The organism is Anaerobacillus sp. 63XJN7_5_ISO-PGPR-S23-430 (assembly GCF_056173695.1).
On record NZ_CM149686.1, the window covers coordinates 891,570 to 917,495 of the forward strand.

At 39.5% G+C, this 25,926-nt stretch carries 32 protein-coding genes; 19 read left to right on the forward strand and 13 right to left on the reverse strand.

Features of this window, described 5'->3' with window-relative positions:
- The first annotated feature begins 143 nt into the window (after window positions 1-143).
- On the forward strand, window positions 144-908 hold the full coding sequence (locus AC0VYJ_RS04800; protein ID WP_430243739.1) for an alpha/beta hydrolase: 765 nt from the start codon (window positions 144-146) through the stop codon (window positions 906-908).
- Window positions 909-1,007: 99 nt separating this feature from the next.
- On the opposite strand, the gene AC0VYJ_RS04805 is transcribed toward AC0VYJ_RS04800, so the two are convergent.
- The 4 genes from AC0VYJ_RS04805 to AC0VYJ_RS04820 all read right to left on the reverse strand — a co-directional run bounded on the left by AC0VYJ_RS04805 (window position 1,008) and on the right by AC0VYJ_RS04820 (window position 2,606).
- Complete coding sequence (locus AC0VYJ_RS04805) at window positions 1,008-1,256, reverse strand: hypothetical protein (RefSeq protein WP_475366675.1); 249 nt, start codon at window positions 1,254-1,256, stop codon at window positions 1,008-1,010.
- A complete protein-coding gene (locus AC0VYJ_RS04810) occupies window positions 1,237-1,773 on the reverse strand; it encodes an RNA polymerase sigma factor (RefSeq protein ID WP_475366676.1) in 537 nt (178 codons plus the stop codon). Before AC0VYJ_RS04810 ends, AC0VYJ_RS04805 begins: the two co-directional genes overlap by 20 nt.
- Window positions 1,763-2,128: a hypothetical protein gene (locus AC0VYJ_RS04815; RefSeq protein ID WP_194220426.1), complete on the reverse strand. Its 366-nt coding sequence runs from the start codon at window positions 2,126-2,128 to the stop codon at window positions 1,763-1,765. Before AC0VYJ_RS04815 ends, AC0VYJ_RS04810 begins: the two co-directional genes overlap by 11 nt.
- 163 nt (window positions 2,129-2,291) lie before the next feature.
- A complete protein-coding gene (locus tag AC0VYJ_RS04820) occupies window positions 2,292-2,606 on the reverse strand; it encodes a PTS sugar transporter subunit IIB (RefSeq protein ID WP_475367454.1) in 315 nt (104 codons plus the stop codon).
- Between the two features lie 245 nt (window positions 2,607-2,851).
- Between AC0VYJ_RS04820 and AC0VYJ_RS04825 the strand changes: the two genes are divergently transcribed.
- From AC0VYJ_RS04825 to AC0VYJ_RS04850, 6 genes are all read left to right on the forward strand, one after another.
- Complete coding sequence (locus AC0VYJ_RS04825; protein ID WP_475366677.1) at window positions 2,852-3,451, forward strand: hypothetical protein; 600 nt, start codon at window positions 2,852-2,854, stop codon at window positions 3,449-3,451.
- Window positions 3,452-3,747: 296 nt separating this feature from the next.
- Window positions 3,748-4,539, forward strand: a complete 792-nt coding sequence (locus AC0VYJ_RS04830; protein ID WP_475366678.1) for an SDR family oxidoreductase — start codon at window positions 3,748-3,750, stop codon at window positions 4,537-4,539.
- A gap of 169 nt (window positions 4,540-4,708) precedes the next feature.
- Complete coding sequence (locus AC0VYJ_RS04835) at window positions 4,709-5,995, forward strand: PucR family transcriptional regulator (protein ID WP_430243733.1); 1,287 nt, start codon at window positions 4,709-4,711, stop codon at window positions 5,993-5,995.
- A gap of 574 nt (window positions 5,996-6,569) precedes the next feature.
- Complete coding sequence (locus AC0VYJ_RS04840; RefSeq protein WP_475366679.1) at window positions 6,570-7,487, forward strand: proline dehydrogenase family protein; 918 nt, start codon at window positions 6,570-6,572, stop codon at window positions 7,485-7,487.
- Window positions 7,488-7,517: 30 nt separating this feature from the next.
- Complete coding sequence (gene pruA / locus AC0VYJ_RS04845; protein WP_475366680.1) at window positions 7,518-9,065, forward strand: L-glutamate gamma-semialdehyde dehydrogenase; 1,548 nt, start codon at window positions 7,518-7,520, stop codon at window positions 9,063-9,065.
- A 109-nt stretch (window positions 9,066-9,174) separates the two neighbouring features.
- On the forward strand, window positions 9,175-9,378 hold the full coding sequence (locus AC0VYJ_RS04850; protein WP_430243727.1) for a hypothetical protein: 204 nt from the start codon (window positions 9,175-9,177) through the stop codon (window positions 9,376-9,378).
- Here AC0VYJ_RS04850 and AC0VYJ_RS04855 read toward each other — a convergent pair.
- Window positions 9,357-10,949 carry an ATP-binding protein gene (locus tag AC0VYJ_RS04855; protein ID WP_475366681.1) on the reverse strand — a complete coding sequence of 531 codons (1,593 nt, stop codon included), beginning with the start codon at window positions 10,947-10,949 and terminating at the stop codon, window positions 9,357-9,359. The two genes, AC0VYJ_RS04850 and AC0VYJ_RS04855, sit on opposite strands and share 22 nt — an antisense overlap.
- A gap of 216 nt (window positions 10,950-11,165) precedes the next feature.
- On the opposite strand from AC0VYJ_RS04855, the gene AC0VYJ_RS04860 reads away from it, so the two are divergent.
- The gene (locus AC0VYJ_RS04860; protein WP_430243721.1) at window positions 11,166-11,732 is read left to right on the forward strand and encodes a hypothetical protein; all 567 of its coding nucleotides are present in this window, start codon (window positions 11,166-11,168) and stop codon (window positions 11,730-11,732) included.
- A 32-nt stretch (window positions 11,733-11,764) separates the two neighbouring features.
- Window positions 11,765-12,085 (forward strand): YnfA family protein, encoded by a 321-nt coding sequence (locus AC0VYJ_RS04865; protein WP_475366682.1) that lies wholly within the window; start codon window positions 11,765-11,767, stop codon window positions 12,083-12,085.
- 107 nt (window positions 12,086-12,192) lie between these two features.
- Here AC0VYJ_RS04865 and AC0VYJ_RS04870 read toward each other — a convergent pair whose 3' ends face one another.
- From AC0VYJ_RS04870 to AC0VYJ_RS04880, 3 genes are all read right to left on the reverse strand, one after another.
- Entirely contained in the window at window positions 12,193-12,819 is a 627-nt protein-coding gene (locus AC0VYJ_RS04870; RefSeq protein ID WP_475367455.1) for a DUF2642 domain-containing protein, read from the reverse strand.
- A 270-nt stretch (window positions 12,820-13,089) separates the two neighbouring features.
- Window positions 13,090-13,548, reverse strand: coding sequence for a spore coat protein (locus AC0VYJ_RS04875; protein WP_475366683.1), 459 nt, complete (start codon window positions 13,546-13,548; stop codon window positions 13,090-13,092).
- Between the two features lie 33 nt (window positions 13,549-13,581).
- The gene (locus AC0VYJ_RS04880; RefSeq protein WP_475366684.1) at window positions 13,582-14,127 is read right to left on the reverse strand and encodes a hypothetical protein; all 546 of its coding nucleotides are present in this window, start codon (window positions 14,125-14,127) and stop codon (window positions 13,582-13,584) included.
- A gap of 215 nt (window positions 14,128-14,342) precedes the next feature.
- Between AC0VYJ_RS04880 and AC0VYJ_RS04885 the strand changes: the two genes are divergently transcribed.
- The 4 genes from AC0VYJ_RS04885 (at window position 14,343) to AC0VYJ_RS04900 (ending at window position 17,448) form a co-directional block, all read left to right on the forward strand.
- Window positions 14,343-15,122 carry a class I SAM-dependent methyltransferase gene (locus tag AC0VYJ_RS04885; RefSeq protein ID WP_475366685.1) on the forward strand — a complete coding sequence of 260 codons (780 nt, stop codon included), beginning with the start codon at window positions 14,343-14,345 and terminating at the stop codon, window positions 15,120-15,122.
- A gap of 33 nt (window positions 15,123-15,155) precedes the next feature.
- Window positions 15,156-15,881 (forward strand): class I SAM-dependent DNA methyltransferase, encoded by a 726-nt coding sequence (locus tag AC0VYJ_RS04890; protein WP_475366686.1) that lies wholly within the window; start codon window positions 15,156-15,158, stop codon window positions 15,879-15,881.
- 266 nt (window positions 15,882-16,147) lie between these two features.
- Window positions 16,148-16,927: a TerC family protein gene (locus tag AC0VYJ_RS04895; RefSeq protein WP_475366687.1), complete on the forward strand. Its 780-nt coding sequence runs from the start codon at window positions 16,148-16,150 to the stop codon at window positions 16,925-16,927.
- Between the two features lie 104 nt (window positions 16,928-17,031).
- Window positions 17,032-17,448: an NUDIX hydrolase gene (locus AC0VYJ_RS04900; RefSeq protein WP_475366688.1), complete on the forward strand. Its 417-nt coding sequence runs from the start codon at window positions 17,032-17,034 to the stop codon at window positions 17,446-17,448.
- Window positions 17,449-17,502: 54 nt separating this feature from the next.
- Here AC0VYJ_RS04900 and AC0VYJ_RS04905 read toward each other — a convergent pair whose 3' ends face one another.
- Complete coding sequence (locus AC0VYJ_RS04905) at window positions 17,503-18,783, reverse strand: histidine--tRNA ligase (RefSeq protein WP_475366689.1); 1,281 nt, start codon at window positions 18,781-18,783, stop codon at window positions 17,503-17,505.
- 280 nt (window positions 18,784-19,063) lie between these two features.
- Here AC0VYJ_RS04905 and AC0VYJ_RS04910 point away from each other — a divergent pair, with 280 nt between their 5' ends.
- A complete protein-coding gene (locus AC0VYJ_RS04910; protein WP_475366690.1) occupies window positions 19,064-19,987 on the forward strand; it encodes an aminoglycoside phosphotransferase family protein in 924 nt (307 codons plus the stop codon).
- 17 nt (window positions 19,988-20,004) lie between these two features.
- Here the strand turns inward: AC0VYJ_RS04910 and AC0VYJ_RS04915 are convergent, their stop codons facing one another.
- Window positions 20,005-20,667: a DUF4396 domain-containing protein gene (locus AC0VYJ_RS04915; protein WP_430243706.1), complete on the reverse strand. Its 663-nt coding sequence runs from the start codon at window positions 20,665-20,667 to the stop codon at window positions 20,005-20,007.
- A 129-nt stretch (window positions 20,668-20,796) separates the two neighbouring features.
- A complete protein-coding gene (locus AC0VYJ_RS04920) occupies window positions 20,797-21,783 on the reverse strand; it encodes a zinc-binding dehydrogenase (protein ID WP_430243704.1) in 987 nt (328 codons plus the stop codon).
- A gap of 199 nt (window positions 21,784-21,982) precedes the next feature.
- Here AC0VYJ_RS04920 and AC0VYJ_RS04925 point away from each other — a divergent pair, with 199 nt between their 5' ends.
- Window positions 21,983-22,135, forward strand: coding sequence for a hypothetical protein (locus AC0VYJ_RS04925; protein ID WP_475366691.1), 153 nt, complete (start codon window positions 21,983-21,985; stop codon window positions 22,133-22,135).
- 30 nt (window positions 22,136-22,165) lie between these two features.
- The gene (locus tag AC0VYJ_RS04930) at window positions 22,166-22,564 is read left to right on the forward strand and encodes an NUDIX hydrolase (protein ID WP_475366692.1); all 399 of its coding nucleotides are present in this window, start codon (window positions 22,166-22,168) and stop codon (window positions 22,562-22,564) included.
- 29 nt (window positions 22,565-22,593) lie between these two features.
- On the opposite strand, the gene AC0VYJ_RS04935 is transcribed toward AC0VYJ_RS04930, so the two are convergent.
- Entirely contained in the window at window positions 22,594-23,010 is a 417-nt protein-coding gene (locus tag AC0VYJ_RS04935; RefSeq protein ID WP_475366693.1) for a universal stress protein, read from the reverse strand.
- A 165-nt stretch (window positions 23,011-23,175) separates the two neighbouring features.
- Here AC0VYJ_RS04935 and lspA point away from each other — a divergent pair, with 165 nt between their 5' ends.
- Window positions 23,176-23,637, forward strand: a complete 462-nt coding sequence (gene lspA, locus AC0VYJ_RS04940) for a signal peptidase II (RefSeq protein ID WP_475367456.1) — start codon at window positions 23,176-23,178, stop codon at window positions 23,635-23,637.
- 69 nt (window positions 23,638-23,706) lie between these two features.
- Here the strand turns inward: lspA and spxA are convergent, their stop codons facing one another.
- Window positions 23,707-24,102 (reverse strand): transcriptional regulator SpxA, encoded by a 396-nt coding sequence (spxA, locus tag AC0VYJ_RS04945; RefSeq protein ID WP_194220443.1) that lies wholly within the window; start codon window positions 24,100-24,102, stop codon window positions 23,707-23,709.
- A gap of 260 nt (window positions 24,103-24,362) precedes the next feature.
- Here spxA and AC0VYJ_RS04950 point away from each other — a divergent pair, with 260 nt between their 5' ends.
- Both AC0VYJ_RS04950 and AC0VYJ_RS04955 read left to right on the forward strand, forming a co-directional pair.
- On the forward strand, window positions 24,363-25,565 hold the full coding sequence (locus tag AC0VYJ_RS04950; protein WP_430243697.1) for an MFS transporter: 1,203 nt from the start codon (window positions 24,363-24,365) through the stop codon (window positions 25,563-25,565).
- Between the two features lie 85 nt (window positions 25,566-25,650).
- Window positions 25,651-25,821 (forward strand): hypothetical protein, encoded by a 171-nt coding sequence (locus AC0VYJ_RS04955; protein WP_430243696.1) that lies wholly within the window; start codon window positions 25,651-25,653, stop codon window positions 25,819-25,821.
- Window positions 25,822-25,926 lie beyond the last annotated feature (105 nt).

Consider the following 25,926-nt stretch of genomic DNA (forward strand, 5'->3'; position numbering starts at 1 on the left):
AGTACCTTCCTGAGCAAATTAAACATCATGGTAAAGCTAGTCTCGTTTTCCAATTGGAAAACGAGACTAGCTTTTTTAGTGTTAATAGAGGAACCGTGAGATTTTGATAGAAAAGGAAAGGAAGCAGAGGCGGTGTATGAAAAATGTTAGTGAAAATTAAATATTGGATTCCGGTGTTTCAGGAAGAGAGGATGATTCGCGTCTATTTGCCTCATGAGTACGCTCATACAGATAGAAGCTACCCGGTTCTTTATATGCATGATGGACAAAACGTATTTGAAGATCAGGATGTAGTTGGTGGAAGTTCGCTGAGGTTGTTAAACTATTTGGAGCAAAAAAAGTTTCAGCTTATTGTTGTTGCTATTGATTCAGGAGCTAAACGAATGGAAGAGTATTGCTTATGGCGGCATGGTCAATTAAGTGAAGAGCTAACAGGTAAAAGTGAGATCGTAAAAGCGAAGGGTCGAGAGTATATCGCATATATCGTAAAAGATTTAAAACCAGCCATCGACGCTACATACCGAACGCTTAGAAATACAAATTATATGGCGGGAATTTCTTTAGGTGGATTACTTACTACATACGCCCTCTGTCATTATCCTACTGTTTTTAGTAAAGGAGCTTGCATCTCTTCCGCTTTTTTTCGAAACCAAGAAGAATTGGAGGGATTTATCTTGGAGTCCGAACTAACAGATCGTAGTTGCTTTTATTTGGATTGCGGAGATAAGGAATCTGGAGACGAGCGGATTGATAAAGCATTTCTGAATTCAAATGATCGAATATATCAATTGCTCGAGGAGAAAGCTTCATGTGTGCAATTTCATTTGATAAAGGATGGGGAGCATAACTATAAATCATTTCGTACCAGAACGGATGATTTGATGAGTTTTTTTATGAATGAGAGATAGAGTGAATGAATGTTATATCTAACACTTTAATGGTAAAAGAAGGAAATTGTTAAAGTGAAGGAAAAGGACCTTCAAAGGAGGTCCCTTTCGAATTGATATCTAAAGAAAGAATAAGAAACCTGCTGACAATGCAATGGTTACGACGATAGGAGCTAATTGGATTTTTAGTAAAAGACCAGGCGTCATGGAGTGATTTTCTAGTGGGTTTTGTACTGGCATAGCTAAAAAATCAGCTAGTCGATCGCTTTTCTGCTGTTTATAAGGAATAGGAGGAACATCGACAGTATACTGGTCGAGCTGTTCACGGAGTTCTTCAGGTAGGTCGTGCTTATAGTGTGATTTCATCATTTTGCCCCTCCAATAAATCTCTTAAGTGTTTGATCGCTGTAGATAATCTTGATTTAACGGTTCCAACGGGGATATCTAGAACGTTGGCGGTTTCTTCTTGAGTCATATCGTGATAATAGATGAGAAGGATAACCGACCGATGTTTTTCTGAAAGTTCCTTAATAGCCCACTGAATTGTCATCTTCTCAACAGTATCACTAGAGAAACTTTCCTCTCCCTTGACTAGAAAGGGAAGGAGTGATTGCCACTTTTTTCTCCGTTTAACTTTATTGATCATCAGGTGATAACCGATTTTAAATAGATACGTTTTAAGCGATGCTCTTGAGACATCATAGCGGTTCTGGTATTTATGGAATTTAACGAATGTATCCTGCACAATGTCGATACTCAACTGCTCATCCCGCGTATACCGATAGATGAATCGATAAAGAGGGTCTTTGTACATAAGATAAATAGTCTCAAATGTCATAGATACGGCTGCTTCGAAGGAATAATCGCCACTTTCCTTAAAACTCATTCGGCCAGCGCTCTTTTATCCCTTTATAGGTGTAAGCCAGTCGAAAAATAAACCAGAGAAACGTGATAAGTGGAAAGACAAACGTTTGATGTAGAAAGAACTGAACAAATGGATTTTCGATATTCTCACCTTTAATTAGAAAAACAAATAGCCCTGTAATGCATAGGAATGAGTAAATGGACGACGCAATCATGACATAATCCCAGCGTGACCAGTAGAAATAAAGATTTGTTTTTTGAAAGTCAATTCTCCCATTCGTTTTGTGAACATGCTTTTGAAGCGTTGCAATTAAGACGGCAAAAATGGTTCCGAGAACTCCAGCCATCACTAACCCCATGATCCAACCGATTGCCATGTATTTCACACCTTTCTTTCTATATTTTCACATATTTATACAAATGAAAGGGAATGAAAGTTCATTAATAAATGATTTTTTTCTGAATTATTAATTTAACTTAAAAAAAGAGGCGCGACTGGTTGTCGCACCTCTCTTATATGATGATTAATTTGAATCCTTTTTAAGAAGCATTTGATTCTTTCATAATTTTATTAATCTCATTTTTGTACAAATCAGAACGTCCACTGAAAATAGCTTGGATGTTTTGATCGACTTTCACAACACCAGCTGCTCCAAGTTCCTTTAGGCGATTTTCGTCAAATGCTTTTACTTTCGTTACTTCTACACGAAGGCGAGTAAAGCAGGCGTCAACATGCTTTATGTTGTTTTCGCATCCAAGTGCTTCCATGATTTCCAATGCTAATTCTTTGTTCTTGCCTTTTCCTGGATTATTCTTGTTGTAGTCTTTACTGGTGGCTGATTCGAATTTGCCGATTCTAAAGGTGCAGTTGTATAGTACCTTTCAAGATTCCACTATTTTCGAATATAGTCAGATTTATTTTAAGAGTGATGAGTATAAATTTACTTTGCGAGCTTCTCGACCAGGAAATTAACGTAAAGTTTGACCACGAAAGCGACAGTTGTGTGATAAGCACCTGTCGCTTTTGTATGAAAAAACAAACATATATGGATGTAAAAAGGAGAACCTAGGTGAAAAGTGGTTAACAGGGAGGATGTAACTTGAATAAACTTGGATTTCTCTTCGTTTGGATATTAGTCGTCAGCAGTTTAGTTGGTTACTTGGATAAGGTGCATGCTACTAATGAAATGGAAGAAAGTGCCCAACAAGAACCAGATCTCAGTGAAGTAACCTATTTCAAATCAGAAACAAAAAGAGATATGGAGCTTGAAAAAGTTTTTTCTAAAGAGTTGGGTTTAAAGAAGGGTGTAGACTCCGTTCGCTATTACTACAATAAGATAGACCTGAACGATGATCAGGTTCCTGAGACATTTGTTTATTTAATAGGTCCCTCTGTCTGTGGGAGCGGAGGATGCAGTGGTCTTTTACTAGAAAAGAAGGACGGAGCATACTTTGTTAACACGCGCTTTTCATTAGTAAGAACTCCCGTAATCATTCAAAATGAAACAACTAATGGATGGAAGAACATTGTGATGTACGTTGCGGGTGGGGGAATAGAACCAGCCTACCATAAGCTGAAATTTGATGGAGAAAGCTACCCTGAAAATCCATCTGTTGCACCGATTGTGAAAGAGAAAAAGATAAAAGGTATAGGGATCATAAACGATGAAATCGCTGATAATACTGGCATCGCTTACTGAAGAAAAAACCGAGGACAAATGAGAGGATTTGTCCTCAATCTTTTTTTATGTAGGAACGGGTACATATTGCATCTAATGCTATACTTCTTATCGACTCCAAGATTGAGCAATAGTGGTTGTGGTATATTGTTGGCGGCATTCTAGTTGCGGTTTTGAGTGGAGAACGATGAAAAGAAAGTTCAAGTGTGAAATCAACTCATAAGAATGAAACGTTTTTGATGGTATATTATAACGAAAATGAACTTAGAGTGATAGAATTGTAGAAAATAACATATTAAAAATGGAGTGTTCTTGCTATGGATTTAAACCTACAAGAAAAATCAGTTGTCGTAACAGCGGCAAGTAAAGGACTAGGAAAAGCGTCAGCACTGGCTTTTGCAAGAGAAGGCGCACGCGTCGTTCTTTCTAGTCGAAGTGAAGAAGAACTTAAGAAAGCTTGCGAAGAAATGATTGAAGAAACGGGAAATGATCAGATTACATTTCGAGTTTGTGATGTCACAAAAGCGGATGAGATCAAACAATTGATGACGTTTGCAGCTGAAACATACGGTAGTGTCGATGTATTAATTAATAATGCAGGCGGGCCTCCAGCTGGTAAGTTTGAGGACTTCAGCGATGAAGATTGGCAGAATGCTTTTGAACTAAATTTATTAAGCTTCGTTCGAACGTCACGGGCCGCTATTCCTTTTATGAAAGAACAGGGCTGGGGACGCATCGTAAATATTGCCTCTTCTTCTATTAAGCAATCGCTAGATAATTTGATCTTATCGAATACATTTCGTGCGGGTATCGTAGGACTTGCAAAAAGTCTTTCACAGGAATATGCCGAGCACAATATTCTTGTGAATACGGTTGGACCTGGACGTATTGGAACGGATCGAGTTGAACAGTTGGATCAAATCAAGGCACATCAGTTAGGCATTAATGCTGCTGAATTAAAGAGTCAGGTGGAGCAATCAATCCCAATGAAACGATATGGGGAGCCTGATGAATTTGCGAAAACAGTTGTTTTTCTTGCTTCAGGAGCAAATACGTATATGACCGGGCAATCACTCGTTGTCGATGGCGGACTTGTAAAAGCACTGTAATAAGAAAAAGGACGTAGCGCTTACGTCCTTTTTCTTTTGTCATTCTCGCCAAATCATTTTTCTTTTAGAGATAAATCTATATAATAGAAGAAGATGAAGAATTACTAATTCTGGTATTGCTAAACCCTTTGGTTTTAATGTAATTGGCGGTACAGGGGAGGGTTAAATAATGGTAGAAGCAAAAGAGCGCATTCTTGAAGCGACAGATATTCATAAAGCGACTGAGATGATCAGTGTCGCAACGAATAAGCCGGTCATTATTGAAAACAAAAACTTTGAACTCATTTCATATAGCACGGCATCGGAGAGCTTTGATCAAACGCAGCAAAAGACGATTCTCTATAAAAAATGTCCGGTGTTTATTATTGATCGTTTGAAAAAAGAAGGGATCGTTCAGCAGCTTGAGAACAACGAAGCTCCGATCCGGATTGCTCCAATTGAGGAAATTGGTTTTTATCAACGTATTGTTGTGAAAGCGATTTATGAAGAGCGGACGATGGGATATCTCTGGGTGCAAGAAACGAATAGTCCTCTGACGGAAGAAGAGGTTGCTTTTCTTACTGAAATCACACCTCACATTGGAAAGCTTATTCATGATTCTTATCAAAAAGGGAAAGAGCATGAGGGGAAGCAGGAGAAATTGCTTTGGAATGTGCTTCTTCATGAATACGAAAGTGAAAATCAAATGCGGCGTAAAGCTCAGGTGGCGAGCTTACCATTACCTGAGCGCTTTTCCGTACTCGTCATGTCAATTGCTGAGCCTACCCAGGAGCCCTTGTTAAATGAAGTTCTCGAGCTTTTATCCCGTTTTAAGAGGCATAAAATTCAAGTACTGAAAACTGAGCTTCAAATCGTTGCTGTTATTTCAGGTGATAAAAATAGAAAAGGCTCAGCGATTGAAAATAGCCGAGAGCTTATAGAGTATGTAAAAAGTGCGTTAACTCATGAAGAATTTTATTCTTTCTTGATTGGGATTGGGAAAGAATATACGGAGCTCATTGAGATGAGGAAGAGCTTCTTAGAAGCATTAGAAGTGATTGAGACAGCTGACTTCATTGGTCCAAGGCCAGATGTCATGCCACGTGAGTTCTCAAAGCTTGGCGTCTACCGATATCTTGCCGCCCTTTATGAGAAAAACAATACGGAGCATTATTTTAATCAGAATTTGCTTAACTTGATGGAAAAGGATTCAGTTAGTCATTCCAGTCTGTTAAAGACGCTAGAAGTGTATTTATCGAACAACGGTAAGGGGAAAAGCACCGCGGCTGAGCTGTTTATCCACCCAAATACGCTGAACTATCGCATGAAGCAGATTCAGGACTTAACGGATATTGATTTTGATGATTTTAATATGAAAAGTCACATATATATCGAGTTGTTGTTGCTAAACAACATACCGTCTTACTATAATCGGTACCTTTCTGCAGTAGAGGAGCAGAAAAGTACTGCGAAGTAGCCTATTTGAGTGGGCTGGGAGCTTGTTTATTGACCAAACTGGGAAGCTGCACATTGTGCAGCTTCTTTTCTGTTGTTTAGGGCTGGAAAGTGTGGCGCAATAGCTGGTTTTCGTGGGGGGAGTGTGGTTTATTGGCCAAAATGGAGATATATTGTCCAAAATCAGAATATATTGGCTAAAATCCAGATATATTGTCCAAATCGGAAATTCCGCTCACTAAACGGGGGCTCCGCTTTTCACGGCTCCAGTGCCTGTCGTGTCTAAGCGCTCGTCTCCGCTTTTCATGAGATCCAGCTGCAGTGGGCAGACACTTGGTCACTTCACCATTTCATCCGAACACAAAAAGCGTGTTCAAATGAAATGGCTCCAGTGCCTGTCGTGTCTAAACGCCCACTTTCGCTTTTCCTATTGTGTTTAAACCACAAAATCTCAGCAAACTATTGTGTCGTGACCACGTTGCCAGATGGGGGGTAAAATCGATATAATTTTCACAAGAAAACAAAAACTTTCTTTGAAGTATTTCACAAGCTTTATGAATGATTGGAGATATAGGGTTAAAAGGAGCGTGGTAGAGTTGGAAGCCATCAACAAGAGTTTTTTCCTTTTTCTCGCTAGCAGGCCCTCGCTTGATCGGCTCGCCAAACGATGGGGTAGTAAGTTTGGGGCGGATAAGATTGTTGGGGGTGAGACTTTTGAGCATGCGGTGCCTCTTATTCAGAATTTGAATAGTCAGGGGCTTCGGGTAACGGTGGATCATCTTGGTGAGTTTGTTTCTTCTGAAATAGAAGCGAAGGAGCGGACTCAGGAGTGCATCAATACCATTCGCATGATTAGTGCTCATCAACTAAATTCTCAGATGTCTTTGAAAGTCACTTCACTTGGTCTGGATATTAGCCATGATCTTGTATGGCGTAACATGATTGAGATTATGGAAGAAGCGGTAAAGCATGATGTATTCGTTACGATCGATATGGAAGATTCGACACGAACGGAGGCGACGCTTCAGCTTTATAAAGACCTGAAGAGAAAGTACGACAATATTGGAACGGTTGTTCAGTCTTATTTATACCGATCCGATCAAGATTTAGATGATTTAAATGAAGTAAAGCCGAATTTACGTCTTGTGAAAGGGGCGTATAAGGAAGCCGCGAAGGTTGCTTTTCCAGCGAAATCAGATGTGGATCATAACTTGAAGCTGCTGATAAAGAAACATTTATTGAATGGGAATTTTACAGCCATCGCTAGTCATGATGATGCCATCATTAACTTTACGAAAGAATTCGTGAAAGAACATGATATTCCGAAAGATCAATTTGAGTTTCAAATGCTTTACGGCATGCGAAGCCAGAGTCAGCTAGATCTTCTTGCTGAAGGTTATGCGGTAAGAGTATACCTACCTTATGGGAACGATTGGTATGGGTATTTTATGCGGCGGTTGGCGGAACGACCTGCGAACATCGCCTTTGCTTTCAATGGATTATTTAAAAAATAAACTTCTTATATTTGAAAGGGGAATTTACTCATGGTAGTACCATACAAACACGAACCGTTTACTGATTTTACTGTTAAGGAAAACAAAAAGGCTTTTGAAGAGGCTCTTAAACTAGTAAAAGAAGAACTTGGAAAAGACCATGATCTTCTCATCAATGGTGAGCGAGTTAGCACGGAAGATAAAATTGTTTCCATTAACCCTGCGAACAAGGAACAAATCGTTGGTCGCGTATCAAAGGCAACGAAAGAGCATGCGGAACGCGCGATTCAAGCTGCAGATGAAGCATTTGAAGGTTGGAGAAAATGGTCGGCTCGCTCTCGTGCTGAGCTTCTATTCCGCGCAGCTGCGATTGTACGACGCCGCAAGCATGAATTCTCTGCTTACCTGGTGTACGAAGCCGGTAAACCTTGGAAAGAAGCGGATGCTGATACTGCAGAGGCAATCGACTTCATGGAATACTATGCTCGTCAAATGATCGAGCTAGGTGAAGGGAAAGCGATTGAAAGCCGTCCTGGAGAGCAAAACCGTTACGTTTATACGCCAAGCGGAGTTGCCCTTGTTATTCCTCCATGGAACTTTGCATTTGCGATTATGGCAGGGACAGCAGTAGCACCACTTGTTACAGGAAACACAGTACTTCTTAAGCCGGCAAGTGCAACACCGGTTGTTGCAGCGAAGTTTGTTGAAGTGCTTGAAGAAGCTGGGCTTCCTAAAGGTGTATTGAACTTTGTGCCAGGTAGCGGAGCTGAAGTAGGGGACTATCTCGTTGATCACCCGAAAACATCGATCATCACATTCACTGGTTCTCGTGAAGTTGGTACGCGCATTTATGAGCGCGCTGCGAAAGTACAGCCGGGTCAACAACACCTGAAGCGAGTGATCGTTGAGATGGGTGGTAAAGATACGATCGTTGTGGATAAGGATGCTGATCTTGAACTTGCTGCGCAGGCCATCGTTGTCTCAGCATTCGGCTTCTCAGGTCAGAAATGTTCTGCAGGCTCCCGTGCGGTCATTTTGAAAGAGGTATATGATCAGGTTCGTGATCGCGTTGTTGAATTAACAAATGAGCTTACACTAGGTGAAACGACAGGTCCAGATGTGTACATGGGACCAGTTATTGATCAAGCATCATTTGATAAAATCATGAGCTACATTGAAATTGGAAAAGAAGAAGGCCGCCTCGTTGCTGGTGGAGAAGGCGATGATTCGAAAGGGTTCTTCATCAAGCCAACTGTATTTGCAGACCTAGCTCCTAAATCACGCATGCAGCAGGAAGAAATTTTCGGACCGGTTGTTTGCTTAACGAAAGCAAATAACTTCGATGAAGCGATTGAAATTGCGAATAATACAGAGTACGGCTTAACTGGTGCTGTGATCACGAATAATCGTGCACACATTGAGCAAGCGAAAATGGACTTCCATGTAGGTAACCTATACTTCAACCGGAACTGTACGGGCGCAATTGTTGGGTACCACCCATTTGGAGGATTCAAAATGTCCGGTACAGATTCAAAAGCAGGTGGACCGGATTATCTTGGACTTCACATGCAAGCAAAAACTGTTTCAGAAATGTATTAATTAGTAAACACGATTAGTTTAAAAAGGCTGTTCCCCTCTGCTAGGGGAACAGCCTTTGTTTGGTTTTAGTTAGGATGAGAAATATGGAAGAAAAAGGGATTTTATCTATTTGAAGATTAGGGCTGCCATTGTCTTCACGATCGGTATTATCCTTGTTCTATCTTTCTTGATTAGAACCAAAAGGCAAGAGCTTAACAGAATGGCAAAAGTATGGATTAGACGCACTAGCGATTGGGATTTTACTCCTTACGTTCATCGTCGTGTTGAGCATGTGAGGAAAAAAAGAGAAGCTCAGTTCTCTTCTTTATGGTAAGGGAGAATGAGCCTGGCTTTTGTACCTTTTCCTATTTCTGAATCAATGGCTATTTCTCCATTATGAGCCTCCATAATATCAAAGCAAATCGATAGTCCAATCCCAAGCCCGCTTCTTTTCGTACTAAAGAAAGGGGTGCCTAGCTGTTTCACTTCTTCTTCGCTCATTCCTTTGCCGTCATCTTCAATGGAGATAACCGCATTTTCCTCGTTTTTTGTTAAATGAACCGAGATTTCTCCGCCTTCAGGCATAGCTTCGATCGCATTCTTGATAAAATTAATGAGCACTTGTTTGATTTGTGAGGAATCCATACAAACCGTAATATTCTCAGTGTTCGCATCGAATTCAAGTTCGACATTATGTAAGTGAGCATTGCTTTTCATTAATTCTACCGTTTCAAATACAAGGGGATTTAACTGTTTTAGCGTTCGCTCGCTTACCGTTGGTTTCCCCATCATAACAAATTGATTTACAAGATTTTTCATACGGTCGAGTTCAGCCCTAATGATACTAATGTAATTGGCTTGTTTCTCATCTACATCTAAAAGTTGTGTAAAGCCAATAATTGATGTAAGTGGGTTGCGGATTTCATGAGCAAAACCAGCACCTAGTTTTCCGATTGCAGAAAGCTTCTCAGATTGAATGACCTGTTCTTGTAGTTGATAATAAGAAGTCATATCTCGGAATTGAGCGAAAGCTCCGCTTAGCTGTTGATTGTAATCGTAAAGAGGCAAAATATCGAGTAAGCATTTACGTTCATCGTTTTTAAAAAAAGTGATTTCGATGTCTTCGATGCCCTTTTGTTTCGAAAACACATGGTCGAAAAACGGTTTAAGAGTAGGGATTTCGGTAATTGGATAGCCAATCATTTTGGTTTTATTAAGTCCCGTTAGTTTTTCAGCACTTCGATTGAATTCTTTTATTTGCCCATCTTGATCCGAAATGACAATTCCGATTGGAGTGGCACGCATAAGCATCTGGTTATAGAGATGGAGCTGTTCGTTTTGCTTGTTAACCTGGATCTCCCGTTCAATCGTATCTATAGAAGATGAAAGCAAGCCTAGATGCAATTGAGAGGCATATTTCTTAGTTGTCATGAGGGAGATCGTACCGATAATCTCCCCATTATGATATGCATATGGTGCTGAGTAGCAAGCCACATCTTCAAAGCAGTAGTGATAATGATCATCCCCAATGAGATGAATCGGTTCTTGGTGTTTTAAGGCAAGTGTAATGGCGTTCGTACCAGCTGTTTCTTCATCAAACTTAACGCCATTTTGAATGCCGAGTGACGCTGTCATTTGTTCGAAGGATTCATCGCCATATGAATCTAATACATAGCCTTCGTGATCAGTTGTTACCACCACGGTTGGGGTGTCAGATAAAAAGCTAAGAAGCTTTTTCATGAATTTTTGTATGATGGAGAGAGAACATGAATAATTTTGTAAACGAAGCGCTAACTCTTCTTCTGAAAGTAAAACGTGAAGAACAGGAATTGAGTTTGGATCCAATTGATAGACATGTTCGCATGTGTTTTTAGAATGTTGGATTTGAATTTCACGTTGCGTCATGAGGCATCCTCTTTTCCTGGAAGTAGTAATGGTTTTATGTGAAAAGTATTATTTTTGCATTTAATAGAATCATTTTTTTATAGATTATCATACTTTGGTCCCTACTGGTTAGTTTTTACCATTAGTAATACGTGATTCTACTTGATGTTGTCGAAAAAATTGTAATCGCATTCTTAGATACTTTATAATGAAGCCATTTAGATTGGAGGGAAAATTATGCTTGAGTATATAGAAGAAATCGAAATTAGAAAAGAGACGGATCATACGGGGAAGGGACTATTGTATACTGTATTGAGCAATAAAAAAGGAATAGGTTCAATTGAAGAAATCCCTTCAGATAGTCCATGGAATTGGTTTTTAAAGGTTTTTACCTTGCGCCAGGCTGTTAGTCGTGAATTACATCTACATTTGCCTAACGGACCGAATACATCTATTGATAAAGATCGCGGTTACTACAAAGACATCTTCCTTTATTCAGCAAGCGAATTAATTGGAACGATCAAGTCTGAAGTAAAAGTGAAATCGCCAAAAATGACGGTTGTTGACACAAGGGGGAGTACCATTATGCAAGCCCTTGGAAAGTATGGTGCTACAGATTTTTCTGTGTATGGCGTTGAATCAGTTCATCGTGTTGGTACGATTAAGAAACGATCTGCAGTTTATCAATCCATGAAAGATAATCTTTTGAATGAAGATCATTATTTTCTTGATGTTCGTCACCTTAGTTATGAAGAAAAGGTAGTGATGATCGGAATGACACTAGCGCTTGATTTGTATTATTAACATTTATTGCATTGTGAAGGAGGGTAGCGGAAATGAAAACAATTCTCTTATTTGTTTTAGCTGGACTTGCTGAGATAGGAGGAGGTTATTTAATCTGGCTTTGGCTTCGTGAAGGGTATTCGAGCATATTTGGTCTAGCTGGTGGAATCTCTTTAGTTCTTTATGGTGTGATTGCGACTTTGCAAGTATATCCGGAATTCGGTCGCGTGTATGCGGCGTATGGTGGTGTGTTTATAGTGATGTCCGTCCTTTGGGGATGGGGAATTGATAAGGAAGTCCCTGATAGCTATGATTTAATTGGAGCGTTTATTTGCTTAGTAGGTGTAACGGTGATGCTCTTACCGCGGAACTAAAGGAAGTTCATTTAGAAGTCTTCATCAAGACATAATAAAAAGCCCGTTTTCATGGAACGGACGAATGAGGCTGAGATATAACCAATGAGTGAATCGATGTCTTGATTTTAAGGGAAATGAACGCATTTTATATGGTGAAAATTAATGAAAACTTGACCCTCTTTTGCCGTCATTAACGTGACCTGGTTTTCCTGAATACTTGTTAATTTCCCTATTTTGTTTTGGTTTTCATATATATCGAAAATGACTATTTGATTGGTTACTTTTTTTAGCTGCTCTTCTAATGTGCGTGATAAGGAGAGTCCAATTGGTACAACGGGGAATTCTGAATGTGTTAAGTGATATGGTCTTTCGTTACCTTGATAAGGGATCAGCCACTTTAGATGTTTCATGGATATATACATCGTTTTGTGAATGGGACTTTGGAACACAAAGTAATCGTTCATAATACTAGTGATGTATCCATGAAGAGAGTGATGGCCAGTAACATAAATCTCTGTAAACATTCCTTTTGATTCTTGTAGTGCTTTACGAAGCGAAATCGAATTTAACGTTTCAGGTTCTTCAAATAGCGACTCTTTTGGAAGTGAAATTTTTTCATCTTCTTTCGTACATACATCATAATGCTGAACATGGTATTGGGAGACATAGATAAAGTCTTTGCCGTTATATAAGACAAGAATGTCATTTCCTGAGTCGATTAGCACACCGATAATGTCTTTTGTTCCGTTCATTTTTAATCGAATGGTTTCGTTCGTTAAATCTGATGAATTTCTCACTTTTGACCTCCTTTCATATGAAAAAACCAGCTGTGCCATATAAACAAGTGATTCTGATAGGACGATCATTTTTCTACATAAAAAATAATTGTGAGGAGGAAGATGACTGTACAAATAACTATGAATTTAAAGGCGAGTCATTTCCTCATCACATGAAGTAACTTCCGAAATGCGTAAGGAGAGATATAGTCGATCATGGCTCTCTCTTCCTCTCAAGAATACGAGTTAAGCCTCGGCGATTTTTGCAGGAACTTCTTTAATCACCGTTTCGATAGTACTGAAGCTTTTAATATGGAAAAGTGTAATGCGAACAAGTTCAGCTTTCACTAATAGAAGAATATGGTCGCTTGCTACATTGAGGAGAATACCTTCAACATGCTCGGGACCGCCACGATTAATCTTTACCCATTTATAATGGAGCGCCCCTAACACTTCTGTGATAGAGCTTCCTTGGATTGGATCAAGAAACGTATTCCCAGTGATTTCCGGCATAGTAGTTGTATCTAAGGAAATTGATTTAACATGGTCAAGGTTGTAATAAATCATTTCTTTCTCTGTTTGTAGCATAAAGTGGTCCGTTGCAACCTGAAAGAGAATACCTACTTTTGCTTCAGGTCCTTTTAAATTGACTTTAACTTGCTTACCTAGCAATGGCACGAGCGTATCGCTATTTAAATTGGCCATCATATATCCTATCCTTTCATAAGCATTCGCTATTTATTTTTTTGAAACGGGCTGCCAGTAGTTAGAAAAGAGGTTTTCTCTTCTGCTTTCTCCTCGGTTTTCTTTTTGATTGTCTTCTTGATTGTTGCTAGACTCTTCTTGTTGAGTCATTTTAACGACCTTACTAACGCTTTTTACATGAAACAGTGCAATGTGTACCAATTCTGCTTCCTTCCCTACGATGATGTGATCATCGTTCACTTCAAGTAAAACACCTTCTACTTTCTCTGGGCCACCGCGATTAACTTGAACAGAACTAAAGACTAATTCATCAAGAACTTCTTGAAAACTTTCTCCACTTTCAAATTCAAGAACAGGTTCTTCAATTGGCACAATAACTTCTACTTCCTCTTTCGTATTGATTGTGACGCTTTTGATGTGAGTAGCATGGAAATAGATAACGTTATTTTTTTGTCCAAGCAAAGTTAAGAAATCCTGTTTAAGCTCAAGAAGTTTTCCTTCCTGACTTTCAGGTCCTCCACGGTTGATTCGAACATTCTTGCCGATGTAGCTCTCAAGTTGTGAAAAGTTCATTTGCACATTCATGCATCCTTTCTTCCTTTTTATATAAACGCTTGTAATGGCATAGTATGTATCTCGGAGGGACAAAGATCAGTATATTTGTCTATCATTTGGAAAATGTGTGTTTGTCCACCGTGAGATTAGCCTAATCATTGGGGAATTTAGGAGCAGGGTTTTTACTAGTTAAACAGAATAGGAGAACGAGAGTGATTTTAACTAAGTGAGGGAAGACAATGAAAACAAATGAGTATAACAGTCAGATTTGGGATAAGAAAGTGGAGGATCAAGTTGTTTATACAAAGCCAGTCACTCAAGAAATGATCAAAGAAAGTAAAGCAGGGAATTGGCATATCACTGTTACGACGGAGAAAGCTGTTCCGCGTCATTGGTTTCCAGCTAATCTGAAGGGCTTGCGCATTCTCTGCTTAGCATCTGGTGGTGGACAACAAGGTCCAATACTTGCAGCCGCAGGGGCGGAAGTGACAGTTGTTGATCTTTCTGAGAAACAGCTAGAACAGGACAGATTTGTAGCTGAAAGGGAGAACTTGCAGTTAACTGTTGTTAAAGGAGACATGACGGATTTATCCTTTTTAGAAAATGGGTCATTTGATGTGATTGTGCATCCTGTTTCAAATGTATTTGTTGAAAATGTATTACCTGTCTGGAAGGAGGCGGCAAGAGTACTGAAGGAAGGGGGCACACTTATCTCAGGATTTACGAATCCACTATTGTATCTTTTTGATGATGAGCAAGAGGATAAAGGAATTCTGGATGTGAAGAATAGCATCCCATACTCTCCTATTGAATTGTTAACGAAAGAAGAACTTCAGAAATACAAAGAGAGTAACTTGGCCCTTGAGTTCGGACATACGCTGGAAGATCAAATACAGGGACAGATTGATGCAGGATTTGTCATTAACGGTTTTTATGAAGATGATTTTGGAGGGAGTCGCCTAATCGATCAATATATTAAAACCTTTATAGCAACAAAGGCGATAAAAAATGCAGGTTGAACTAGTCACTTATTTATAAAGGAGATACTGAAAATGGAATATAGCGGTTCGCGGGTTTATGATGATCACGATTTTTTTGAGAACTATATGGCTAGACGACATAGGGAAGAAAGCCCGAATAAAGTCATCGAGTATCCTGCTCTTATGACATTACTAGGCGATGTTCGGGAGAAGACCATTCTTGATCTTGGTTGTGGAGATGCTTCGCTCGGAGAAGAATTACTAAAGCAGCAGTGCGAGCGATATGTCGGGATTGATGGTTCAAAAAATATGTGTCACCAAGCAGAGTTGAAGCTAAAGGGAACGAAGGGGAGCGTTGTCCAGTCAAATCTAGAGTCGTATGGTTATCCATCACAGACTTTCGATTGCGTCGTTTCACAATTAGTTCTTCATTACATAGAAGACCTTGATCATATTGTTAAAAAAGTATATGACACGTTAAAACCAGGTGGAGAATTTGTATTTAGCGTTTTGCATCCAGTTATGACCGCTTCTTTCAAAAGTATGACAGGTAAAAGAACCGATTGGATTGTAGATGATTATTTCCAGACGGGGAGAAGAATAGAGCCCTGGATTGGAGAGAGCGTTGTGAAATATCATCGTACGATTGAGGAGTATTTCTTGCTTCTGCAGCGAACTGGTTTTACGATTCAAGGTCTTAGAGAGGGAACGCCGCAACGAGAAAACTTTCAACATCAGGAAGAGTATGAACGAAGACAGCGCATTCCGCTATTTCTTCTACTTTCTTGTATAAAATAATAATTGACAGCGATAGAATATTAGATTATGATCATTTCAAATAATAAAAATTTCATACTGCAACTCCTAAAGGGGAGTAGCTTTTACAGCAAAGTCGTCATTCCAGAGCTTCACTGCTCTCGGCTTTGTTGGCAACATTCGTGTTGTTAGCAAGACCTTTACTTTTACGGTAAAGGTCTTTATTTGCATCAAAAACCTTTGCCAATTAGGCAAAGGTTTTTTTGTGAAGAACAAAGCAGTATGGATGAAAAAAGGGGGATGTACAGATGGATGCTTCAATGTTACTAGAATATGGATGGGTTTTGCTGCTTCTGATTGGTCTTGAAGGGCTGCTTGCGGCAGATAATGCACTTGTCTTAGCGATTATGGTGAAGCATTTACCAGATGAGGAACGTCAAAAGGCTCTATTTTATGGTCTTGCCGGTGCATTTGTTTTTCGATTTGCTTCATTATTTGCTATTTCTTTTCTAGTCAACGTATGGCAAGTTCAGGCGATCGGTGCGTTATACCTCTTGTTTATCGCGATCAATCATATCGTTCGAAAACAGATGATTCACAAAGGTAAGGAAGCGCCAAAGAAACAGAATAAGAAACAGGCAGGCTTCTGGGGGACTGTTTTTAAGGTAGAGCTAGCGGATATCGCTTTTGCCGTAGATTCCATTCTAGCAGCCGTTGCATTAGCCGTCACATTGCCAAATACACCCCTACCGCATATTGGTGGTTTAGATGGTGGGAAATTCCTTGTTATTTTCGCTGGTGGATTAATTGGATTATTCATAATGCGATTTGCAGCAAATTATTTCGTGAAGCTATTAAAAGCAAGGCCCGGTTTAGAGGTTGCTGCGTTTATGATTGTAGGATGGGTTGGAATTAAACTATCAGTATATACACTCTCGCATCCTGATTTAGGGGTGCTCCCTGAAGCATTTGCAAAGTCTCCAGGATGGAAAATAACGTTTTATACGGTGTTACTTTTGATTGCAGTCGGTGGCTGGTTTTTATCGAATTCGAAAAAAACTGAAGCATCAAAGGGAGAAACACTGTAAAAACATGAATCTCAATCTTTTCCCCATTGTGAGAAAGGGATCTGGTAAACTATAAAGGTAAAAAATGGTTTTTGCGCTTTGTTGATTTTTGATTAGGATGGGGAGTGTTCAAAGTAATAAGAGTTGATGTGGTATATACGCTACTTTACAACGAAAAAGAAGATCAAGTGTTAATGGTTCAAAATATCAAACATAATAACTGGTCTTTACCAGGTGGATCGGTGGAAGATGGAGAGACCCTTGCACAAGCTGCTATTCGCGAAATGAGAGAAGAAACAGGATTAACCGTAGAAGTAGAAAATCTATTGAGTGTTAATGAAGCGTTTATGACGAATTACCATGTCCACTTCTTTACATTTAGAGGAAAAATATCGCGTGGACATTTATCTATTCAAGATACGGAAACAATAGCGAACGTCAAGTGGATGAACAGAAAAGAAGCAGACAAATGGATGCCTTATCATCAAGGGGGAATTGAGAGCTTACTTCATACTTCAATTCCTTACGTCTTACAGGGATAATGTAAAGTAGCCTTAAGATCCTCGGGGGATCTTAAGGCTATATTTATAACAGTTTTAAAATTGGAAGGGAATGCGCTCCTCCGTTCCTTGATCTAGTGTTTTTACGATGATTTCATTGTTTTCAACTTCCTTATCCCCAATGAGAATTACTTTTTCTATTCCTCTTTTACTTGCGCGTTCGATCGATTTACCAATCCGTTTCTCACTCATATCCACCTCGATCCGACATCCTAATTTCCTATAAGCAGAGGCGACGATCAAGGCTTCGCGTTTAGCATGAATGGGGATGATGACATATTCAGGCTTTTCATTTGTCACAAGTGAAGTAGCATTCTGTTTCAATGCGGTTAAAATTACATCTAGGCCGAATGAAATCCCAACAGTTGAAAAAGGTTCTTCACTACCGAGTAATCCACCTATCGCACTATCGTAGCGACCACCGCTTCCAATGCTGGATGTAATGGATTGGTTACTTAAGAAAATCTCATAAATCGTCCCAGTATAAATATCGAGCCCTCTTGCAAGGAAAGGATTGAACTGACATTTTTGAACGAGGTTGAGTCCATCCAGGTAGGAAGTCAGTTCTTTAAGTTCATTTAACCCCTCCCGTACAGTTGAATTCGCAGATGCGAACTGTTCAAAATAATAGAGGTCTTGATTAATCCACTCTTTTGCATAGCGCTCAACGCTATTAATGGCTTCAGAGCAGATATCTTTTTGGAAGAGCTCTTCCTTAACGCCCTCCATCCCGATTTTCTCGAGCTTATCCATCGTGAGAATCACATCATTTAAGCGAAGTGTAGGAATAGAGATCGACTCTAGCATACCTGCAAGCAGTTTGCGGTTGTTATACTGAATCGTCACATCAAGTTCGAGTTGACTGAAAAGATCGAGCGCCATCTCCATTAATTCTGCTTCGGCCATTTGCGGACTAACGCCGGTTATATCCACATCGCACTGAGTGAATTCTCTAAAACGCCCTGGTTTAACTGGTCCATCTCGAAACACCTTTCCGATTTCATAACGCTTGAATGGCATTGGTAAATCTGGATTCATCGCAACAACTTTGGCGAACGGGATGGTCAAATCGTATCGAAGGGCAAGTTCTCTCTCTCCACGATCAGAGAGGGTGTACATTTCTGCTAAAATCTCATCGCCACCGGCATACTTTGAAGCCATCAATTTCCGATCGTTAAGGATCGGTGTTTCAAGTGGAGAACAGTTGTATTGAATAAATGTGTCTTCTATTATTCTTCTTACTTTGCGCCGTATGATTTCATCTTTAGGTAAATAATCCATCGTTCCTTTGACATTCTGATCTTTCAGCTTTTTCATAGTCCTCATCCTTTCGTTTTTGAATACAAAAAACCGCATGAATGGGAGAAATGTTCTTCTCAATTCATACGGTTACGAGTAATAGCCTTCCTATACGCGATTATTTTGCAATCGGATAGCAAGGCTAGCTGTGATGATGAAGTTGTACGATGAATAATTGTCTCATATCGCTCACCTCTTATTTCAAAATATAGTAGCACATGAGAACCATTTCAGCAATCTTTCTTTTTTTCTGAAGATTTGATAGGATAATATTTCCTATAGAAAGGTGGGGGATTGCTTGAGGAGTCTTACGGAAGAAGAAGTCATATCGCATATTCCTGAACTATCGAATGTTACATTAAGAAAGATTACAAAGGGGTATTCTTTTGATTTAAAATATGTAACAAAGTGGAATGGAAAGAACGTATTGCTTCGATTATATGAGTTGGATTTACGTGAGCGGGTTCAAGAGAAAGTTGAGAAGATGAAGGCTTTTAAGAAGCTAGGAGTCCGCTGTCAGGAAATTTATGCGTTCGGTGAAGTTCCTGAAGAAAACTTCTGTTATACGATTTTTTCTTTTCTGGAGGGGGAAGATGGCGAAGCTGCTTTAGCGAACTTAACAATGGAAGAACAGTATGCTGCTGGTTATGAAGCAGGATTAGATCTCGTTCACATGCATCAACTTCGAATCGAAGCGTCAATGCCGGAACATATGGCCTTTATTCAAGAAAAATTTGAGAAAGCGGTAGAACGGTATTATAGACTTGATATACAAATCCCTTATGGTAGAAAGACCATTGACTATGTAAGAAACAATATCCATCTTATCGGTGAAAGCAGGCTCGTCTTTGCTCATCATGATTTTCATGCAGGGAATTTGATTATCTCTCAGAAAAAATATGCTGGTGTGATTGATTTTAATCGATGCGGTGTAAATACGGCTTATTCGGAGTTTGATAAGCTAGAATTATTCTCAAGTCGTTTAAGCATTCCTTTCTCAAAAGGGGTTATTCATGGTTACTTTATTGATTGTGTTCCTGAACTGTTTTGGAAAATCCGATCGGTTCATATGGCTCAGCTTCTGATCTATCATATGAATTGGGCAATGGATTACTTTCCGGAAGATCTTCCTCAAGCGAAAGAGGCCATTCAGTATGTGTGGGAGATGTATGAAGGCTTCGACCGGACCATTCCTAAATGGTATGAAGAAAGCCAGGCCTAAGGCCAGGCTTTCTTCAGTTACATTGCTTCTTTTATTCCTTTCTTTACGAGCCACCAATTTGCTGGATAGCTTGTGGCAAATCCAAGAATCATCGCAATTTGCATCATAAACCAGTAGACAGCTGAGTCGGGCTTTGGTGGTTCGGTAAATAAAACAAAATGAACGATGGCCATCCAACCAAACATGCCAACTTCAAAAGCGATCAAAGAAAGCGTATCGGCTTTCGCAGCTTCTTTAATCGCATTCCATGCACCATTCTCTTTGTTCATAGGGTAAATGGCATAGAATTGAAATAGAATACCAAACCCATATGCCAGAATGAACTCGACAAGATAATGAGTATAGAGAATGGAACCAAGCAGCGCAAAACCTGTTAAAGCAACGATCGGAACGCCTACCGCATCACCAAGTGTACAACCGGCAGAGCAGTGACTTGTGGACATAAACACTTTGGCAGACTTTCCGCGATTGTCTTCTAGATCCAAATTCTTCGCTTTCAAACGCCCCCATTTAAAATAAGCCCAGATAGCGAAAGGTCCAAGAAACCATCCGTTAATCGGCCAGACCACATTCATGATTTTCATCATTTGAGGATGATGAATGATGTCTATAAGAATGACGATGGAAGAAAGAAGTCCAATTGATAGGGCAACAATGGATATAAGCTGTAAAGTAGTCAAATCATCTCACCTCTAAAATAAGTATGTACAAAACAATTACCCTCTGGGGGTATAGGATAAACGAATGATTCGGAAGATTCATGATCAGAAAAAGACTCGCCCTTTTTGAAAGAGAGCGAGTCCAATAGGTTATTCCTGTTCGATTTCAGCTACAATTTTCCCTGTAACATGACGTTCTGAAAGCTCAACCAATGCTTGCGGAATTTCTTCAAGCGATATTGTCTTCTTGATCATTGGATCGACATATCCACCCAACAGTAGGTTGATCATCTCATCACCCATCATGGCAAGATCCGCTTGCTCAGCTTTATTAGAGGATTGATAGACACCACCAAGTGCGATTTGATGGAACGAAAGAGGACGAGCAAAGGAAACGCCCTGCGCAAAGTCGGGTGCACCTGCAATATAAGCCATTTGCCCATTAAACGTAAGTGTGTCTAGCGATTTGGTTGCATTATCACCACTTACCGCATCTAGTACAGCGTGAACACCAATTCCATTTGTTATTTCAAGCGTTCGGTTCACAAAATCTTCTTCTTTATAATCAATGGCATAATCAGCCCCGAGTTTTTTTACAAAATCATGATTGTGGCGGGAAGCAGTTGTAATCACCGTTAATCCCATGTATTTGGCCATCTGTATAGCATAGCCTCCTACGCCGCCAGCGCCAGCATGGATGAGTATGGTTTGACCTCGTTGAATATGAAGTTTGCGGAATAGCGCCTGATAGGCTGTATAACCAGCTGTTGGAATTGCAGCCGCATGAACGAATGAGATCGACTCAGGAAGTTTAGAGATGGTATGAGCTTGTGCAATCGCATATTGTGCGAACGTTCCTTTTCTCATCAGGTCACCGTGATAAACGACTCGGTCGCCGGCTTGCCATTCAGTTACCTCATCACCAATTTGGTCAATAATACCAGCACCATCAAGTCCAAGAATGTGCGGGTATTCCCAGTTTGGATTCCCGTTAGTTGCTGTCTTATAGTCAACTGGGTTCAAGCCCGCAGCGTGGATTTTTACAAGAACTTCTCCTTTTCCAGGTGAAGGGGTATCGATTTCTTCAACACTCATTGAATCCCATTGTCCTTTAGCTTTTAGTAAAAGAGCTTTCATTATGAAAATCCTCCTTAAAATAAGTTCAGAATATGAATATGTTTCACTTGGGGAGCTTTTAGTAAACCTTCTCTCCCGTTTTCCCATTATAAAGTTCATGAATTTTTTTGGTAAGTAGGCACTTTTTAGTAACTATTTGAAACAATAAGGCGCCGTGAATCGTAGAATAATGAGAGAGTTTAATGGAGGAGGGGACAAATTGACGTTAATCGGTTGGATTTTCTGGGGTTTGATCGCTTCGATTCTAATGATTGGTTTTATCATCCAAAAAAAATATGGAATGAAAGCACCTGAAGAAACAAATCATCAGGTTTCTAGTTCAGAACACGTTAAAAGTCAGACGAGTCCCTAAATACATAATGGAAGCTAAAGGGTGAGTAGAATGCAGGAATGGTTTGGAGCAGCTGCTGTATGTATCAATGACCAGGGAGATTTACTAATGATTCGTAATGAAACTGACGAATGGGCCGTTCCTTCTGGTGAGATCGAGAAGGGAGAAACGCCTGAGATGTGCTGTGTTCGTGAAGTGATGGAAGAGACGGGGTATCAAGTAGCCATTGAGAAACCTTTGTTCGTTAAAGATCAGGATGTGAATGGAATGAATGTGACGACCTATTATTACGAAGTAAATGTGGTAGGTGGTATGCTTTCTCTTGACGATTCTGAAGAAGATGTGAAGGAAATTGAATGGAAAACGATTGATGAAGTAGAAGAAATTCCACATGCCTATCCTGAGGACGCAGGATATTTAACGAATTATTTATACGAAAAGACTCCTTAAGCTAAGGAGTCTTTTCTCTGCTTCATTCATTATTTGACAATAAGTACAGGGCAGCTTGCCTTTTGGATGACTTGATGACTTACACTGCCGATCACCATTTCTTGAAGAACATTAAGTCCTCTTGTGCCCATAACTACAAGATCACTTTTTGTTTCATTTGCATGATCAATAAGAGTTGTGGAAGGAGATCCATGTAGAATAGTCACATCATAAGAAACGTTTGTTTCTTCAGCAATTGCTTCTGTGGAGCTTAGTTTCTCTCTTCTCTCCATATCAAGACCGGGGGAATCGGCATGACGTAACGCATCGTGCTTAGATGTTTCACCATCAATGACATAAACGATTTCAACATGTCCACCTGTTAAGCTTGCTAATTCAAAAGCCTTTTCAGCTGCTTTTACTGAATCTGTGGATCCATCCGATGCAAGTAAAATCTGTTGATACATTATCACAAAACCTCCAGAGTAATTGACTTGTTACTAGGTTCTATAAGTCCTTACCCTGTATAGAAGTGTGTCAATCAAGCATAAAAGACGAAATGATTGTCAGAGAAAGCGGTCATAAAGGATAATGGTTGAAGAGTAAAAAAGGATGTGGGCACGGTGAAACGGATGATCACGATGGTGACCATTTTGCTTGTTATGGATCTTGTAACAAAGCGATGGATTGACTCGATCTTAACCTTAAATGAACAAATTGACGCGATCAATGGATTTTTAACCTTTCAGCTTTACTACAATACAGGAGCTACAAGAGGATTGTTAGAAGGATACACAGGTTTATTAATTTTTCTACAAGCGAGTATCGTACTTCTCCTTATTTATGGATACATACGTGCCACCCCAAAACGCTTTGCTGTGCAGCTAGCTTTTGGCTTACTCATTAGTGGTGGACTTGGAAACTTGATTGATCGTATTCAATATGGTTATGTGATTGATTTTATGAAAGTGAGCTGGAGCGAAGGGATTTTTAATCTTGCTGATACTGAGATCAGATATGGCTTTATTTTAATCCTCGTTCTTTATTTTATGAAGAAATTTACGATTCAAGGATTTGATGATCAGGAGAAATAGCGAAACAAAAAGCGAGAGAGGATAAACCTCTCTCGCTTTTTGTTTCGCTTACTCTAAAGGGACAATTTATTATTTTGCTTCTTGAAGGATTTGTTCAAGTTGAAAAGCTCGAACTTTTCTAGGGAGAAAACTTCTGATTTCGTCCTCGTGAAAGCCTACTTGAAGTCGTTTTGTATCAAGTAAAATCGGGCGTTTTAAAATGCCAGGATTTTCTTTAATTAAGCTGTATAGTTCCTGAAGTGTAAGCTCATCAACCTCTTTATCAAGCGCATCAAAGGCTTTTGAACGCTTTGAGATGATTTCTTCGGTACCTTTTTCAGTCATACGAATTATAGCTTTAATCTCATCTTCTGTGAGCGGCTTTGCGAACATGTTGCGCTGTTCATAAGGAAGGTTGTGCTCTTCCAGCCACGCTTTTGCCTTTCTGCACGAAGTACAGCTTGGTGATGTGTAAAGTGTAATCATATGTTTGACCTCCAAATGGATTTTACATGGTTCATCTCCATGTTAAGTATACTAAAAAAAGTCGTTGCCTGACTGTAAGTTATGTTACACATTTTCGACGATTATCTATGTGTTAAATTCCTCTTGGTCAAAGTTATTCGATCTAAATAACAGGAATTTCTTCTAAATGATTAATAATAATAGCCAGCTTTTACTAAGGTATACCCGCTAACGAGAGCAGGCAAACTACGTAAGAAGTTAAGTTTTATTGGAGGATGCTCATGGATGATAAAAAGAAGTGGGATTTGATATCACTTGCTTCAATTCCACTTGTGATGACGCTAGGGAACTCAATGCTTATTCCAGTCTTGCCTATAATTGAAAAGAAGCTCAGCATCACATCCTTTAAGGTTTCGATGATCATTACGGTTTATTCTATTGCAGCCATTTTATTAATTCCAATTGCCGGTTATTTGTCCGATCGATACGGAAGAAAAAAAGTGATCATCCCGAGTTTGTTTATCGCTGGGATTGGAGGGCTCGTCACAGGCTGGGCATCATGGTCTCTAGAAAATCCATACGTCATGATTCTTATAGGAAGGGTACTTCAAGGGATTGGATCTTCTGGAGCAGCCCCAGTTGTTCTTCCTCTCGTAGGAGATTTATTCAAAAATGATAAAGATGTAAGTGCGGGATTAGGCTTAATTGAAACATCAAATACAGTCGGGAAGGTGCTGAGTCCCATTCTTGGAGCTCTTCTGGCATCCTTTCTCTGGTACTTGCCCTTCTTGTCCATACCTGTTTTCTCACTTATTTCAATATTACTTGTCATATTCCTTGTTAAGTCACCAGAAAAAAAAGAGAAGCCACAAACTTTTTCCTGTTTTTTGTCATGCTTAAAAAATATTTTTCGAAAAGATGGAAAGTGGTTAACGGCGATTTTTGCAATTGGCGGTGTGATAATGTTTGTTCTTTTTGGCATTCTATTCTATCTTGCCGGGTTTTTGGAAAATGAATTTCAAATTGTAGGTGTTAAAAAAGGTGGGGTTATTGCTATTCCACTTGTTGCTCTTTCATTAACCTCTTTTGTGACGGGAAAACGTATCGGTGAGAATAAGAAAACGATGAAATGGTGCATTTTCATTGGTTTATTTATTCTGGCAGCAGCGACACTAAGCGTTTCATTTACAGAACGACTCTGGTTGATGTTACTGATCTTATTTGTGGGTGGAGTAGGAATTGGAATGTCTCTACCTTGTCTTGATGCCCTCATCACAGAAGGGGTAAAAAAAGAAGAACGTGGAACAATTACATCTCTATATAGCTCGACTCGCTTTCTTGGCGTAGCGGCTGGTCCACCAATCTATGCATTGCTCATGAAGCAGTCTCATGAAGTTGTTTTCTATGCTTCAGCAGGTGTAACAGCAATTGCGATCTTTCTTTGCTTTGTTTCCATTAAGCCTGAAACCAATACAGATGTTTAGAGTGGCGAAATAAAGGGTAAATATATAACCCCCACACGATAAGCAAAAAGTAAGGAATAAATGGAAAAATAGAAAGAGGGAATGAATGATGTCATTAGAATTAATACTACAGTTTTTAATGTTAAGTATAGGCTTTATAGCGGTAGCGGCACTATTTCTCAACGTTGATAAAAAGCGTACACAAAAGCGTTTAGAATTAGAACTTGCTGAATATGAACAATCGCATCAAGTATCAAAATACGAGAAGAACAAATAAGATGGAGACTCTGAAACGAGTTTTCATCTTTTTTTGTATCTTGCTTAATGGAAAGATAGAAAGTTACCGGGTATTTGAACTCTTAGAAGTTTGATAATTACGGAT

Excerpts from the sequence above, each read along its gene's own strand:
- AC0VYJ_RS04920 (WP_430243704.1), bottom strand. The coding sequence starts at position 21,783 with ATGAAAGCTCTTTTACTAAAAGCTAAAGGACAATGGGATTCAATGAGT.
- AC0VYJ_RS04935 (WP_475366693.1), bottom strand. The coding sequence starts at position 23,010 with ATGTATCAACAGATTTTACTTGCATCGGATGGATCCACAGATTCAGTA.
- AC0VYJ_RS04895 (WP_475366687.1), top strand. The coding sequence starts at position 16,148 with ATGGATGCTTCAATGTTACTAGAATATGGATGGGTTTTGCTGCTTCTG.
- AC0VYJ_RS04815 (WP_194220426.1), bottom strand. The coding sequence starts at position 2,128 with ATGGCAATCGGTTGGATCATGGGGTTAGTGATGGCTGGAGTTCTCGGA.
- AC0VYJ_RS04855 (WP_475366681.1), bottom strand. The coding sequence starts at position 10,949 with ATGACGCAACGTGAAATTCAAATCCAACATTCTAAAAACACATGCGAA.
- AC0VYJ_RS04865 (WP_475366682.1), top strand. The coding sequence starts at position 11,765 with ATGAAAACAATTCTCTTATTTGTTTTAGCTGGACTTGCTGAGATAGGA.
- AC0VYJ_RS04830 (WP_475366678.1), top strand. The coding sequence starts at position 3,748 with ATGGATTTAAACCTACAAGAAAAATCAGTTGTCGTAACAGCGGCAAGT.
- AC0VYJ_RS04905 (WP_475366689.1), bottom strand. The coding sequence starts at position 18,783 with ATGAAAAAGCTGAAAGATCAGAATGTCAAAGGAACGATGGATTATTTA.
- pruA (WP_475366680.1), top strand. The coding sequence starts at position 7,518 with ATGGTAGTACCATACAAACACGAACCGTTTACTGATTTTACTGTTAAG.
- AC0VYJ_RS04885 (WP_475366685.1), top strand. The coding sequence starts at position 14,343 with ATGAAAACAAATGAGTATAACAGTCAGATTTGGGATAAGAAAGTGGAG.
- AC0VYJ_RS04805 (WP_475366675.1), bottom strand. The coding sequence starts at position 1,256 with ATGATGAAATCACACTATAAGCACGACCTACCTGAAGAACTCCGTGAA.
- AC0VYJ_RS04835 (WP_430243733.1), top strand. The coding sequence starts at position 4,709 with ATGGTAGAAGCAAAAGAGCGCATTCTTGAAGCGACAGATATTCATAAA.
- AC0VYJ_RS04870 (WP_475367455.1), bottom strand. The coding sequence starts at position 12,819 with ATGAACGGAACAAAAGACATTATCGGTGTGCTAATCGACTCAGGAAAT.
- AC0VYJ_RS04875 (WP_475366683.1), bottom strand. The coding sequence starts at position 13,548 with ATGGCCAATTTAAATAGCGATACGCTCGTGCCATTGCTAGGTAAGCAA.
- spxA (WP_194220443.1), bottom strand. The coding sequence starts at position 24,102 with ATGATTACACTTTACACATCACCAAGCTGTACTTCGTGCAGAAAGGCA.
- AC0VYJ_RS04950 (WP_430243697.1), top strand. The coding sequence starts at position 24,363 with ATGGATGATAAAAAGAAGTGGGATTTGATATCACTTGCTTCAATTCCA.
- AC0VYJ_RS04860 (WP_430243721.1), top strand. The coding sequence starts at position 11,166 with ATGCTTGAGTATATAGAAGAAATCGAAATTAGAAAAGAGACGGATCAT.
- AC0VYJ_RS04955 (WP_430243696.1), top strand. The coding sequence starts at position 25,651 with ATGATGTCATTAGAATTAATACTACAGTTTTTAATGTTAAGTATAGGC.
- AC0VYJ_RS04810 (WP_475366676.1), bottom strand. The coding sequence starts at position 1,773 with ATGAGTTTTAAGGAAAGTGGCGATTATTCCTTCGAAGCAGCCGTATCT.
- AC0VYJ_RS04890 (WP_475366686.1), top strand. The coding sequence starts at position 15,156 with ATGGAATATAGCGGTTCGCGGGTTTATGATGATCACGATTTTTTTGAG.
- AC0VYJ_RS04930 (WP_475366692.1), top strand. The coding sequence starts at position 22,166 with ATGCAGGAATGGTTTGGAGCAGCTGCTGTATGTATCAATGACCAGGGA.
- AC0VYJ_RS04800 (WP_430243739.1), top strand. The coding sequence starts at position 144 with ATGTTAGTGAAAATTAAATATTGGATTCCGGTGTTTCAGGAAGAGAGG.
- lspA (WP_475367456.1), top strand. The coding sequence starts at position 23,176 with ATGATCACGATGGTGACCATTTTGCTTGTTATGGATCTTGTAACAAAG.